At 52.3% G+C, this 12,599-nt stretch carries 17 protein-coding genes; 1 reads left to right on the top strand and 16 read right to left on the bottom strand.

Annotated features, from left to right (window positions below):
- Window positions 1-124: 124 nt before the first annotated feature.
- From ACFO8Q_RS22520 to ACFO8Q_RS22505, 4 genes are all read right to left on the bottom strand, one after another.
- Entirely contained in the window at window positions 125-2,449 is a 2,325-nt protein-coding gene (locus ACFO8Q_RS22520; RefSeq protein ID WP_380029337.1) for a VirB4-like conjugal transfer ATPase, CD1110 family, read from the bottom strand.
- Window positions 2,442-2,807 (bottom strand): PrgI family protein, encoded by a 366-nt coding sequence (locus ACFO8Q_RS22515; protein ID WP_380029335.1) that lies wholly within the window; start codon window positions 2,805-2,807, stop codon window positions 2,442-2,444. The genes ACFO8Q_RS22520 and ACFO8Q_RS22515 overlap by 8 nt, the downstream gene beginning before the upstream one ends.
- A gap of 98 nt (window positions 2,808-2,905) precedes the next feature.
- Complete coding sequence (locus tag ACFO8Q_RS22510; protein ID WP_380029332.1) at window positions 2,906-3,199, bottom strand: hypothetical protein; 294 nt, start codon at window positions 3,197-3,199, stop codon at window positions 2,906-2,908.
- Window positions 3,200-3,228: 29 nt separating this feature from the next.
- Window positions 3,229-3,414: an aspartyl-phosphate phosphatase Spo0E family protein gene (locus ACFO8Q_RS22505; RefSeq protein WP_144878490.1), complete on the bottom strand. Its 186-nt coding sequence runs from the start codon at window positions 3,412-3,414 to the stop codon at window positions 3,229-3,231.
- Window positions 3,415-3,583: 169 nt separating this feature from the next.
- Here ACFO8Q_RS22505 and ACFO8Q_RS22500 point away from each other — a divergent pair, with 169 nt between their 5' ends.
- The gene (locus ACFO8Q_RS22500; protein ID WP_380029329.1) at window positions 3,584-3,835 is read left to right on the top strand and encodes a helix-turn-helix domain-containing protein; all 252 of its coding nucleotides are present in this window, start codon (window positions 3,584-3,586) and stop codon (window positions 3,833-3,835) included.
- 34 nt (window positions 3,836-3,869) lie between these two features.
- Here ACFO8Q_RS22500 and ACFO8Q_RS22495 read toward each other — a convergent pair whose 3' ends face one another.
- From ACFO8Q_RS22495 to ACFO8Q_RS22440, 12 genes are all read right to left on the bottom strand, one after another.
- Window positions 3,870-4,709 carry a VirB6/TrbL-like conjugal transfer protein, CD1112 family gene (locus tag ACFO8Q_RS22495; protein WP_465251897.1) on the bottom strand — a complete coding sequence of 280 codons (840 nt, stop codon included), beginning with the start codon at window positions 4,707-4,709 and terminating at the stop codon, window positions 3,870-3,872.
- A 67-nt stretch (window positions 4,710-4,776) separates the two neighbouring features.
- Window positions 4,777-5,076: a glutamyl-tRNA amidotransferase gene (locus tag ACFO8Q_RS22490; RefSeq protein ID WP_465251896.1), complete on the bottom strand. Its 300-nt coding sequence runs from the start codon at window positions 5,074-5,076 to the stop codon at window positions 4,777-4,779.
- Between the two features lie 3 nt (window positions 5,077-5,079).
- Entirely contained in the window at window positions 5,080-6,852 is a 1,773-nt protein-coding gene (locus ACFO8Q_RS22485; protein WP_380029327.1) for a VirD4-like conjugal transfer protein, CD1115 family, read from the bottom strand.
- Window positions 6,839-7,030: a hypothetical protein gene (locus ACFO8Q_RS22480; protein WP_380029324.1), complete on the bottom strand. Its 192-nt coding sequence runs from the start codon at window positions 7,028-7,030 to the stop codon at window positions 6,839-6,841. The genes ACFO8Q_RS22485 and ACFO8Q_RS22480 overlap by 14 nt, the downstream gene beginning before the upstream one ends.
- A gap of 47 nt (window positions 7,031-7,077) precedes the next feature.
- Window positions 7,078-7,983 (bottom strand): hypothetical protein, encoded by a 906-nt coding sequence (locus ACFO8Q_RS22475; protein ID WP_380029322.1) that lies wholly within the window; start codon window positions 7,981-7,983, stop codon window positions 7,078-7,080.
- Window positions 7,980-8,837, bottom strand: a complete 858-nt coding sequence (locus tag ACFO8Q_RS22470; protein WP_380029319.1) for a PcfB family protein — start codon at window positions 8,835-8,837, stop codon at window positions 7,980-7,982. The genes ACFO8Q_RS22475 and ACFO8Q_RS22470 overlap by 4 nt, the downstream gene beginning before the upstream one ends.
- A complete protein-coding gene (locus ACFO8Q_RS22465; protein WP_380029317.1) occupies window positions 8,794-10,209 on the bottom strand; it encodes a relaxase/mobilization nuclease domain-containing protein in 1,416 nt (471 codons plus the stop codon). Before ACFO8Q_RS22465 ends, ACFO8Q_RS22470 begins: the two co-directional genes overlap by 44 nt.
- 14 nt (window positions 10,210-10,223) lie before the next feature.
- A complete protein-coding gene (locus ACFO8Q_RS22460; protein WP_380029314.1) occupies window positions 10,224-10,583 on the bottom strand; it encodes a plasmid mobilization protein in 360 nt (119 codons plus the stop codon).
- Between the two features lie 24 nt (window positions 10,584-10,607).
- Window positions 10,608-10,778, bottom strand: coding sequence for a hypothetical protein (locus tag ACFO8Q_RS22455; RefSeq protein WP_380029311.1), 171 nt, complete (start codon window positions 10,776-10,778; stop codon window positions 10,608-10,610).
- Window positions 10,779-10,863: 85 nt separating this feature from the next.
- Complete coding sequence (locus ACFO8Q_RS22450; protein WP_380029308.1) at window positions 10,864-11,181, bottom strand: type II toxin-antitoxin system RelE/ParE family toxin; 318 nt, start codon at window positions 11,179-11,181, stop codon at window positions 10,864-10,866.
- On the bottom strand, window positions 11,159-11,449 hold the full coding sequence (locus ACFO8Q_RS22445) for a type II toxin-antitoxin system Phd/YefM family antitoxin (protein ID WP_380029306.1): 291 nt from the start codon (window positions 11,447-11,449) through the stop codon (window positions 11,159-11,161). Before ACFO8Q_RS22445 ends, ACFO8Q_RS22450 begins: the two co-directional genes overlap by 23 nt.
- Window positions 11,450-11,614: 165 nt before the next feature.
- Window positions 11,615-12,565 carry a DUF3991 domain-containing protein gene (locus ACFO8Q_RS22440; RefSeq protein ID WP_380029304.1) on the bottom strand — a complete coding sequence of 317 codons (951 nt, stop codon included), beginning with the start codon at window positions 12,563-12,565 and terminating at the stop codon, window positions 11,615-11,617.
- Window positions 12,566-12,599 lie beyond the last annotated feature (34 nt).

The raw sequence follows: 12,599 nt of genomic DNA, 5'->3' as shown, positions 1-12,599 counted from the left end.
GCACATATTTCATAGTCCGCCTTTTTAAAAATCAGACCATCGTATTTTTAGTCGATATCATGATTATTCATTGACAAGAAGGGGCTGACCTCACCAGAGACCAGCCCCTTCTCGCCACTTACTCCTATTCACCAGGCTTAGTTGTCATCAAGCTGTACAATTTTGTGTGCCGCGGGAACTTGTCGGTAAACGGCACAAGGGAGCTGCCTACCTTCATCAATCCGTTCCCGGCGTCAGCATTTGTAATATAAGAGAGTTGCAGTTCCGAAATATTAAGAAGCTCGGCAAGCTCTACCCGGTCGGTAGCTGCTTGATTCAGCATCACGATAAATTCGCTGTTCGCCAACATCGTGCGGGCTGTATGGCTTTGCAGCAAATCATCCACATTTTGCGTAATGCCAGTACAAAAAGCGCCATACTTTCGGACGCGCTTCCAAAGCGTGAACAGAAAGTTGGCGCTGTATTCATGCTGAAACAGAAGATAGATTTCGTCGATAATGATAAACGTATTTTTGCCTTTAGCCCGGTTTTGTGTAATCCGATTCAGGATGCTGTCCAAAACAACCAGCATGCCGATCGGGAGGAGTTGTTTGCCCAAGTCGAGAATATCGTAGCAAATGAGTCGGTTATGGACATTGACATTGGTAGGCTTGGCGAACGTGTTCAGACTGCCGGAAGTAAACAGTTCGATCGCCAGCGCAATGTCCTGCGCCTCCGGCTCCGCTTGCTTGAGCAGCTCCGCACGAAAGTCCTGAAGCGTCGGAGGCTGCCCCTTATAGTTGCTCTGCAAATACTTCCTGTACACGCTGGCGGTGCAGCGGTCAATGAGCGACTTTTCCTTGGCTCCCAGCTGGTATCCGCCAATCAACTGCTCGCAAAGCGAAAGGACGAATTCCGATTTAAGAATGATTGGATTAGCTCCATCGCCATATTGACGATTCATATCCATCGCATTGATATGGTTGGGCGAAGTGGCGGATATATGAATCGTCTCGCCGCCCATTGCGTTCACCAGCGCGGAGTATTCCCGTTCCGGATCGATCAAAATAATATCGTCGTCGCTGGCCAGCATCTGGTTGACGATTTCCCGTTTCGCGGTGAAGCTTTTGCCGGAACCGGATACGCCGAGGATAAAGCTGTTTCCGTTCAGCAGTTGCTTGCGATTGGCAATAATCATGTTTTTGCTGATCACATTTTGTCCGTAGTAAATGCCGCCAGGATGCACGATTTCCTGCGCCCGAAACGGAATAAAGACAGCCGTGCTTTCCGTCGTTAACGTCCGCAAGGCATGAACCTTTCGCAAGCCGTAGGGGAGCACCGTATTCAGACCGTCCATTTGCTGGTAGGTCAGCGTGGAAAACTGGCACAAATGCTTGCGGGCGGTTGTGAGCAGCGCCTCCGTATCGCTGTCGAGCTGCTCCTTGCTGTCCGCGATATGGACCATCGTCAGCAGGCCGAACATCATCCGCTGATCGCGTGTAGTCAGGTCGTTCAGAAATTCCTTGCTCTCTTTGCGTTGCTGCTCCATATCGTAAGGGACCACGGCGGAAAAATTGTTGTTCCGGTTTTGTCGCCGCTGCCAGTTGGTGATGTTCGTCTCCACGCCGAGCAAACGGCTCTCCACCTCGCGAACGGCCTCGTCGGTCGGAATCGGGATGATATCCAGCGACAGCAGCAAATTCCGGTTCAGGTCGCAAAGCTCGGACACCATGCTGTCCTTAATATAGCTGGCGTATTCCCGCAGAAAGATGACGCGGCCAAAAAAGTTGCCCATCCGAAAATGATCTTTTTCAAACTCGAACGTATCCGGGCAAATGTAGTCCTTGAAATCATGGCCCTTGCGCATTGTTTCGGACAGATGGAAACGAAAATCCGCTTCCTCGCCAATCCGAAAGAAATCATGGAAAATGCGCAGACGGTCGGTTGCATCCAGTTCGATACATTTGGAACCGAGACGGGAAAAATGCGACATCAATTCGGTTCCGACCCTCGCAAAATATTGACGGGCTTCCTCCACATTTTTCTTGACGACAGAAATGGTAACGTACTTTTCCTGAATCGTTCCGTTCGCGCCGATGGCCTTTGCGAGCAACATCTCGTTGTACTCTTGCCGGTACACATCGAGATGGTCCTGCCGTAGCGGAATCAGAATCGAGCTTTCAAAATCGGCCCGATTCAAACGCCGGTTATGGATTGTAATTTTCGTGGTCGCTCCGCTGTCAAAGGAATTGAGCAGCTCGGAATAAGACAAAAACATCGCTTCCTTGTCTTCCCTGGACGCTACGGCGTAGTTGATATCCTCGAACCGATACGATTTGGAGAACTTGTTGCCGACAAAAAAAATCCCGTCCGGCCAGAGGGCGCGAATCGGGATGACTTGCTGAACGCCTTTCGGGATGACCAATCGTTCCTTGTCCTGCTTGATGATGCGTCTGAGCGTTTTAATCACGGCGCTTCATCCTTTCCTGCTCATGATAGTGCATGCTCTTTTTCAGCGCTTCAACATAGATATTGGCCGAATAGAAGACGAAGCGCCTTGGCAGCAGAAATTCCGATTTCACATACGCCCAAAGCAACTGCTCGGCCGTCATGCCGTGATAGTTGATGAAACCCAAGGCTGCGCAGGGCGCGGCTCCCAAAATGCACATCCAACTGAGCGTTTCCAAGCCAAAGCGGCCGCGCAGTCCAAAATAAAGGCCGATCGCCGCGCCGACAGCCAGCACAGAAAAAAAGAACTGCCGCAAGGACAGTCCAAAGAATAAGCTTTCGGTATAATCCCGGATTTCCCGGTTTATTTTCACTTCCATTTGAAGTCCTCCCATTAACGATGTTCACTATGGTCTACAACTCGCCCCCAGCCTCCGGTTGAGCCGATGTTGGCTCTGTCTTTTTCGTTTCTTGCCAACTACTCATCGCCGGATGGAAGGGGATCGGAGAGAAGCGCAAACGCAAGCTGTACGCCGTCTCTCATTCCTTGCAAATACAAGCGTTCATTCTCCAAAGCCCGCGTAAAATGAACCTTGTCCTCCCATTCCATAAACGCCGGCAACTGCGTCATCTCCACGCAGGAAAACATCGCTTGAAAAGCCGTGTACTCTGCTTTACGATAGGTGCACAACTCGGGATCGCGTTCGATCCGAGCTGAAACGTGGTCCAGCCGCCGCTGGATCGCGTTTTGAAACCATGACGGAAACTCCATTGACTTCCCCCTCCTTATGCGAACGCGCTCTAGCGCAGCTGACGCTCTCGTCCGGACTTCCTTTGAAGCCACTGGACAATCCATTCGTCCACCTTCCGGCTTTGAGCCTGGACCGCCTCATTCTCGAACAGAGGAATTCCCTGATCAAGAGATTTTTTCCCGAGTTCGTTCAACTTCCTTCTTTCCTCCTCCAATTGACCAAGCAATCGTGTCATCGGTCGGCCTCCCAGTGTCTTCATTAGATCGGCGTTTCTGGCTGTCTGAATGATAGAGTATCTCTCCATTTTATTGCGAAAATCGGTTTATTTCATTTTAATGCGATAATCGCATTAAAACAATGATGCACTCACGTACAATTTGATTTGTATTGTGAGGTGCATACCATTGAAACATCGAAAAGAACCGCCAGGTGACAAAAATATTATCGGCGCGAGAGTTGTTGCCATCCGTAAGGCAAAGGGAATGAAACAGAAGGAGTTTCTCGCCAAATTGCAAACGGCCGGTCTCGACATCAGTCCAACGAGCCTTTCGCGTCTCGAAGGGCAGAATCGGCTTGTCCAAGACTACGAAGTTGTGGCGATTGCCAAAGCGCTGGAAGTTTCCCTCCGTGAATTGTTGGGCGAAGGGACTGAATAGTCGATCTAAAAGCGGTGTCTATCGTTTCTTTTACTCATAACCCCATCATTTCCCGCACTACTCGGTCCGCCATTTTCACCGTACCGACGAGGATGAGCATATTAAAAATTAACTCCCCGATATACGTCCATACCATCGTCACCGCACCCGCGCTTTCATCGACCGCTGGAGGCGCGGAGGCGAAGGCGGAATAGATGATGCAGGCGAGTACGATTACCACCCCCTCCATGCAAGCGGCTGCGTACCCTTTCAGGAACGACTTGCCGATATTTTGGCTCGGCTCCCCGGCAAAAGCGGACAGCGGAACGGGAGCAATCGCCGTATATATATAGATGCGAAAAAAACGTCCATACACTGACAGAATCATCACAAAAGATAGCACCGTGATGAACAGACTCCCCAGAAGGGTGACAACCCACAGTGGAATGCTTTGCCAAAAGCCAACATCTTCGATCGCTTTTGCAATCGTGTTTGGTAGGACTATGGCTTCTGTCTTTCCGAACCCAAATCGTCCCAGCATCGTCGAGATGATGCCCTGAACGATCGTGAACAACGCCATCATTAACTCCAGTCCATAGGTGACGACCGCTTTGGCTAACACAAAGCGGATAAACAACTTGACTGCCAACTCCGGCCTTTTCATCTCGGCAAAACTGCCAGTCGTCTTCACCACACCGATGACAAAAAACAAGACCAAAAGCGCCAGTCCCGTCGCCTGCAACGCGCCATGAATGTCGGTAATGACGCGCCAAACGCCGCCGCCCTTGAAGTCGGCCGGCGACTCGGTGACAAGCTGCCAGATTTCGTTCATTTTCTCGTTCCACGTATCGAGCGCATGTTCGAGATTGTCAATAATCCAACTGTTATTAGCCAAATTCTCACCCCTTTCTGTAATCAGGGGAAACAGACATATCGTCCGTTCCCCTCATTTATGACTCCATTTATCCGGCAATCAAGGTAAGAATTTCTTTCGTAAACGTAATAATGACCCCACCGGCTAGCGTCAGAAATCCGTTCGCTCGCTGGGAAGGGTCGTGGGACTTGAGCGACAATCCGATCTGGACAATGCCGAAGCCGAGAATAATCATGCCGATGGCACGGATTAAGCCGAATATGAAAGTGGACAAATTATTGACCGTCGTCATCGGATCACCCTCGGCATAAGCGGTGGAGACGAATACGGTTCCCGTTAAGATCAGCATGATATAGATCGAAAGCAACCTTTTCATTTTGAAATTCAAATTTTATCGCTCCCTTCGCAAAAATAGCGACTCTAATTCTTCCTCCGACAAAAGCTCGTAATCTCCGTTTTCATCCAGCATCGCGGTTCGCCAATCGAGCGCAAGTTCAGTACCACCATGCTGGTAGGGAAGACCTTTGCCATCCGTCGTAAGCGATACATGAGGATGCTTAAGCAAATCGTACTTGTCATCCTGAACAGGACGCTCGCCGCGAATAAAGAGAAGGGCATAACGGTTGTCGAGGAGTCGCACCTCATCGGGCGTCAGCAAGTCTCGGCCGGACAACTGATAGTTGATCGAATAGCTGCCGCTGCGTCCCTTGCTTTGGCCGTACGTGTTCGTGTCGATCGTTTCCTTGCCCAGCAGCTCCGAGACGTATTTGTGGGTGGATTGTTCATTGCCGCCCAGGTACAAAAATATGTCGCAGTTTCCCACGATCGATTCCCATGAATCCTTGTACAGCGCTTTGAGCTGCGCCAGATTTTGCAGGATGATGGAGACCGAAATCTCGCGGCTGCGCATGGTGGAGAGCAGCTTGTCGAATTCATCGGGCAAGGCGACGTTGGCAAATTCGTCCATCACGAAATGCACGTGCACCGGCAAGCGTCCGCCGTGCCGGTAGTCGGCCTCATACATCAGGCATTGGAAAAGCTGGGTGTAGAGCATCCCTACGATGAAGTTGAAACTGCTGTCGTTGTCGGGAATGACAGCAAACAGCGCCGTCTTCTTTTCTCCTATGGCGGACAATTCCATTTCATCGACCAGGCTCATCCCGGCGATCGAATGCAAGTTGAACTTCTCCAGCCGAACGCCGAGACCGATCAAAATCGATTTGGCGGTTTTACCCGCCGCCAGTTTGAAGATGTTGTACTGTTTAACCGCCAAATGTTCCGGGTCGCGCATGGCCAGCCGTTCAAACAACTCGTCCAACGGACTTTGGTAGGTTTCGTCTTCTTCCCGCACCTCGGCGGCGGCGATCATCTCCATCACCATCGGAAAATTCTGCTCCTCCGGCGGCGCTTCATAAAGCAAATACAACATAAGCGCCTCCAGTAGCGCCGTTTCGGACCGTTCCCAGAACGGGTCGTTCGTGTTGCTGCCTTTCGGCGTCGTATTGCGAATCAAATTGGTGACCAGTTTCAACACATCCTTGTCGTCGTGCAAATAGGCGAAAGGGTTGTAGCCGTGGGAGCGGTGCGGATTGATCAGATCGAGTACCTTGATGTCATACCCTCTGGCTTTGAGCAGATGGCCGGTATCGCGCAAGATTTCGCCTTTCGGGTCGAGAACGACGAACGACGTGTGCGCCTGCATGATGTTCGGTTTGGCATAAAACCGCGTTTTACCAGAGCCGGAACCGCCCACAACGAGCACATTTAGATTTCGGCGATGCTTGCGACCGTCGAGACCGATGAAAACCTGCTTGGTTAAAATTTTGTTTTGCTCCGGCTGCTTGCTTCGATATTTGGCGCATATGCTTTTCGCCCGTCCCCAACGGGCGCTGCCGTGTTCCTCCCGCCGCCGGTAGTTTCGCGGAGAGGCCAGATAAACGCCGACGCCGAGTCCATAGGCCAGCGTAAAAAAGAGCAGACAGCGCGGCGTATCTTCCACCCACCGGATGTCAAAAGGGTGGTGGATCGCCACGCTCAGATGTTCCACAATCGCCGGCAGCCCCCCGGAAAGTGCAGGGGCGGTCAGCATCGCCACCCACAGGACGGGAATAAAAAAAACCGCAAAGAATATCAAATGACTCCTTGCAGTTTCAACGCGCCTCATGATGGCTCCGTCGTTTATGTTTTGGATAAGGGGCGTCAATCGTTTTGAGCAACAGTTCATCGACGGCGTCGGTGGGGCGCTTCTCGCCGATCAAATCGTTTCGCAGCGCATTCAGCGCATGCACCACGATGCCATGTTCGTAATGATCCAAACAGAGAATCCGTTCTTCTTCCTTCACAGGCGCTCCCTCCTGAACAAAAATTGAGCATGTCCCGCGCGGCGCTCCTATCTTGCTGGTTCTGTCCGATGATGCTGCCGCTGCTGCACCAGCATCCGGTTCATCCTGCGGGCTATTTCATGCGCGGCATCCTTTATTACCGTCAGCTCGGCGCGAACTTGTTGCGGCTCGATGTCCTTCAACTTTTCGGGCACATGATGAAAGCGAAAGGAGGCAGTATCAACCCCGAATTGTTTGCACAGCATGTAAGAGGCGCAATATGCATGGAACGTAAAATCGGAACGGCTGTAACGGCCATCGCCGCGATCCACTTCCGCATGCGCCAGCTCCTGCGCGAGCGCCCGAAAAATATCTCCCGCATCCATGCCGCGGCGAATGACAATATTTCTCGTATCCGGCTGATAGAGCGCATTTGTTTCCGGCGGGAGCGCATCGCCGATGACGATCGGAACAGGGGCGCGATCCATCAGCGCTTTGATACGCATTCGATCGTCCGGATAGGTCGGTTGTTCCTGTTTTGGGTTGGCCGTCGTTTGCGTGATGTCGAACATCTTTTTGAGGTTATAACTGATGCCGGTGCTGCCGTCTTCCCTCCGGTACTCCTCGCCCGGCTCCAAAATATAAAAGCCGGTTTCCTTGCGGCGAATAAACACGCCTTGTTCCTTCCACGAATCGAAATCGGCGATGCGGGTCGCCTCCGGCCGCTGTGTGAGAATCAGAAGCGCATTGGATACGCTGTAGCGGTCGAAACGGCTTTGCACATCTAGATACCGCTGAAATTCATCGCCGCTGTGCAAGATGGCAATCGTAGCGGCATCAATCGTCTCGTAGGCCCATTGCCTGAGTTCCTGCTTTTTCTGTGCCCACGCTTCCTTGTCAAAAGGTTGCTTGGACGAATTCGCAGAAAAATGGCCGGATGTTTCCTGCCGGAATAAATCGTCCAGATTGTTCATTTCGCTTTCCCTCGCTTTCGGGTTCCGATTGGTTTGGTTTTGCCCGTCTTCGCTTTTCCATTATTTCGCTCGCTTCGCTTGGGCAGCGACGATTCCTTGGCCATCTGACGCCGTTCTTTCTCCGCCTTCCGATTTTCTTCCCGGATCTCGCGCAGCAGTTCGCGGATCGATGGCCGCTGCTGCACTTTCTCGGCTTTCGGTTCAATCATACCCCTTGCGGATGCTTCGCTGCGCCCGAAGGTAGGCTCGGACGGATGGGGCGGCTCCGTCGTCGCCACCGCGGGGTTTGGGTTGCCGTTCGCCGGGGAAGTTGGCTGCGCCGATTCGGGCCTCTGCATCAGTTCATCCAAAAAATCGTCGGCGTTCTTCGCTCCTGGCGTTCCCATGACTTCCGCTCCTTGTACCTCCGTCCTCAGCCGGGTTTGGTCCGATGCTTGTTGTTGACCCTCCCCGAACGCTGGATGGTCTTGCTGTTTCCCGGCGCGGGATTTCCCAATTTCGCTCTTAATGCTGGCTGTATCCACGGTCGCCAGCTTGAACCGCTCTACGATACGGTTGATTTTGGACGCGTCCTCAGCCCGCACCATCACGTCGCACAATCCATCGACATTCTTTTTGTCCCGCAGGGCACAGTACAGGACGCCGTAACGTTTGGCCTCCTTGCAAAACGTGGGCAGGTCTTCGTTTTTGACGGCAAACACTTTCAATTCCTTGCCGCTGCGAAGCAAGCTTTCCAGACGGATGCTGCCCTTCGTCCGCTTCTGCCCCTGTAGGGCGGCAAACAAATAGACGGCCAGATGCTTAGCGCCTTCACCGGAAATCTTGGCCATTACCTCGATACCCCGCAGACTCATGTTGACGACCTGATCGGCCGCCTCGGCTCCACTGCTCATGGATGGAATCCTCCCTTCGTAATGGTTGATTTTGCTTGTCGCCATGTAGTTTAGTCATCATTTCACCGGATCGGGCAAGGATGCCCGCACACAGCTTCACCTCCTTTCGGAGCGCGGCAAGGCGCTTGGATAATACGGCTATTTGCGCTTTGCAAGCGTCGATCCGGCCTTCCTCCTTGCAGCGGCGGAGGCGGTTGTACAGCGCTTTGCGCTCACTGGAAAGCAGGCGCATCTCCTGCCGGACGACGGATACATAGTCCAAAAGCTGATCCTTGCTGGAAATACGGTGCTGACAGAGCAGCTTGGTCTGCGCGGTAATAACCGCCAAATGCCGCAAGTCTTCACGCAATAAAAAATGCGTCCTTCTCACGGACGCGCGAAAATGAGGCAGTATGCCCATCTCATATAAGTAGCGCAAGTACAATGCTTGCAAGCCGCTGAACTTCCTGCCGGATCGAAGCGTTCCTTTGCAAACGGCGCGCCTGCGTCGCGGCATGGGCAGAGGCTGTGATTTACAGGGAATGCGATTTCGTAAAATCCGCTGTTTCAAAGCATCTTCCGTATAGTCGTCCCCCAAGCTGCGCAAACGAACGAAACGTTCCTTGCCCGGTGGACGCACCGCCATATGCTTCACGGTCGTTTTCACTTCATAACCCTGCTTATGCAAAGCAGCGATAAACTGGGTCCACGTCATGGATGCCGCAATCGCCAGATCTACATCGCTCCGAATCGCCCCCCTCCAGGTCGGCTTGCCTTCCCGATCCGCTTTCCATTCTCCGTAGTGTTTGGCCTTGCCCGGCTCGGGCTGCTCGATTACTGACAATGCATGTTCACGGCATAACCGGTCGGATGTTCTCCGTAGAAGGGCGTAGGAGGCTTTGTTGTCGTAATAACGTTTGCCGTCCATAAAGGAGACGGAGTTCAGCACAAAGTGATTGTGCAAATGCTCCTTGTCCAGATGGGTCGATACCACGACTTCAAAACGATCGCCCCATAGCTCATGTGCCAGCTTGACGCCGATGGTGTGCGCCGTTTCCGGCGTCGTTTCGCCGGGTGCAAACGCTTGGTAGCCGTGAAACGCGACGATGCCATCCGTCTTCTGAAATTGACGCTTGGTGCGCTGCATTTGCTCGTAAGCGGTAAGCGGGTCGCAATTGATGCCGCTCACGTAAAGCAGCCTTTCCGTCTTGGCATCCGCTTTTGCATATTCCAGCACCTGCCGCAAGCCTTCATTCTTCACGGCGCGATCTTGCGCTGTTTTGTCGGGATCGGTGGCGTAATCAATCACGCGCTTCAATCGGTCGGTGACATCCCATATCGCCGTCGTCGCCATACGTGACGCCCCCTTTACGGCGGATGCACATTTGGAGTCGCTTGCTCGGTTCTTCGTTCCGGCGCAGTCACGACCTGTTGAATTTGTTGGACGGCGCGGCGCAACTGATCGGCCTCCTGTTGAAAAGTGGCCCGATCCAGATGACCTGTCGAATGCGCTTTCGCCGCCAGTTGATTGAGATTGTTGCCAATGGCGTGAAGCTCGCGCATCATCGCATAATAATCCGGCGGCGGCAGCGGTTTCGGTATATACCCATTGATGAGCGCCCGGATGTACGCTTCCCGAGAAAGACCTGTTTGTTTCACTTCATTCATTAGGCGAGCATGTTCGCTTTCACTTAAACGAAGCAGAAATGAGATCGAACGTTTTCTCAACGAACAACCCCCTTTCAAAATCAACTATTCGAAGAAGCTTACCGCCGCGATAAACAAGCGATCTGTAAACCATCCGCTCATCGAATCGTTAACATCGCGATGAGGGGTCTTAGGGGCGCAGGCTCCTAACAAGCGAATTTGGATATCCAAATTCAGTGCTTGCTGCAACACGAGACATTCGTCTCGCGTCGCCATCAAACCACCTGCCGGGAACAAGAGAGGACCCCAAAAACACAAAAAGACGCCGATCCACTCGGGCGTCTTCCGCAATACTTTTTTGTTATCGCACCAACCAGCGGTAATCCTGGCGGCAGTCTACAATGAAATCGACATACACGATTTCATCCTGAATCTGATACAACACCAGAACCCATTTTTCCACAAACATCTTGTGGTACTTGTTTGACGGGATAAATTCCGCTTCGAGAAAAGGATAACGTTCCGGCATACTCGCTAAGGAACGTATCGCATGCAGCAATTCGTTTTTCGTTTTCCGCGCCGCATCCGGACTTTTCTCCGCAAGAAATCGCACATGAACCGCCAGCATTTGGCGGGCGCGATCGGAAACGACGATCTTATATCGGGGCATCTTTTCCATGCTGAACCTCGTCAATAATGCCCTCCAGGTAATCGTCCAGTTCATCCGGCGTCACACCAGCACGGCCCGCCAAACGATCCTCTTGCACAGCGAGCAGTTCTTCGCGCAGCTTTAACATCTTCTCGCGACGGGAGAACGTCTCGATGTCCATCACGACGAGATCGCCTTCACCGTTCTTGGTCAGATACACCGGTTCCCCGGACGATTTGCATAGATCGGCAATTTCATTATAGTTTTGCCGGATACTGGCGGAAGGCTTGATAATCATCTTGGTCACCCCTTGCATAGCTGTATATTGATTTTATTATACCTATTACATGCTATACAATCAATGCGGTTGCGCTTATCCTCAATCTATTCACATCTTATCCACATGCTGCGAAAATTTTCCGTAACCCAGAAAGAAAAGACATCGACCGTTCAGCGTCTACCGCTATCGGGATGGTTCACCGCATCTTCTTCGGAATTCCATCAATTCGTTGTTTACATCCTTTCCGAACTTAGGCGGCTCATCGGATATGAGAAGGGCGGGGGAGAGGAGCCTCTGTATCGTGGCTGCCGCCAATCGCCCCGGCTCATCATTATCCAGGTGCAGGACAAGTCGATTTACTTGGGGAAAGCACTTCAAGTAATGCGTTAGGGCAGACGGGGGAGTAGAGTCCTCCCCATTTGTCCTGGGCCTGTATATTCCGGCTAATGAAAGCTTATGCGCCTGCCGCCAATTCCGGCCAACGAGATGTTCCAGCGCGCAGTAGGATAAAAGATCAATGGCGCTCTCAAACAGATGCAGTTCCGTACTGTTTTCCGAGGCCGGAATGGAAAACGAATACCGCTTGTCGCTGCCAGCAGCTTCCCCCATATAACGGGTGCTTGTCGTACCGCGTATCGCCGCATAGCGCGGCGTCCCTTCCTGGTCAAATCCGACGAATACCGCGTTGTGATAGCGTCGGCTTTCATACAAGCGCCCCGTTTCGAGACAGTAGTCGATCACCGAACGGTGGATGCCTCGTTTGCTGAGATAGGTCACGACGCGATGCGATGTATGATTCGGTTCGGGAAGCTCAAACCGCGCTGGAAAAGAGCGTTGTTGCAAAGATTGCGAAAATGCAGGTGCGCTGTCTGGATGAACGCCTTCAATTTGCAGCACCGCATCGGGAAAAGACATGCCCCGCACTTTGATCAGGTAATCCAGCGCCGAGCGCCCGCCGATCCCCCTTGACCACCAGTACCATTTGCCGTTGGAAATTTTCAAGCTGTCATGTGTTCGGGTGGTGTAGACATTGCGGGAGCAGCGTACCAGTTCCGCAGGCTCGTGCATATGCAAATATGTGAGCAAATCCAGTTTTTTGGCACGTTCGATCTGTTCCTTGCTTACATAGCTCATTGCCGCAGCTCCTTTTGGAAATCCAAGCAGCGTC

The organism is Effusibacillus consociatus, from assembly GCF_042652925.1.
Classification (GTDB): domain Bacteria; phylum Bacillota; class Bacilli; order Tumebacillales; family Effusibacillaceae; genus Effusibacillus; species Effusibacillus consociatus.
Note: the sequence above shows the minus strand (reverse complement) of the source record. Positions and strands in the feature narration are given on the sequence as shown.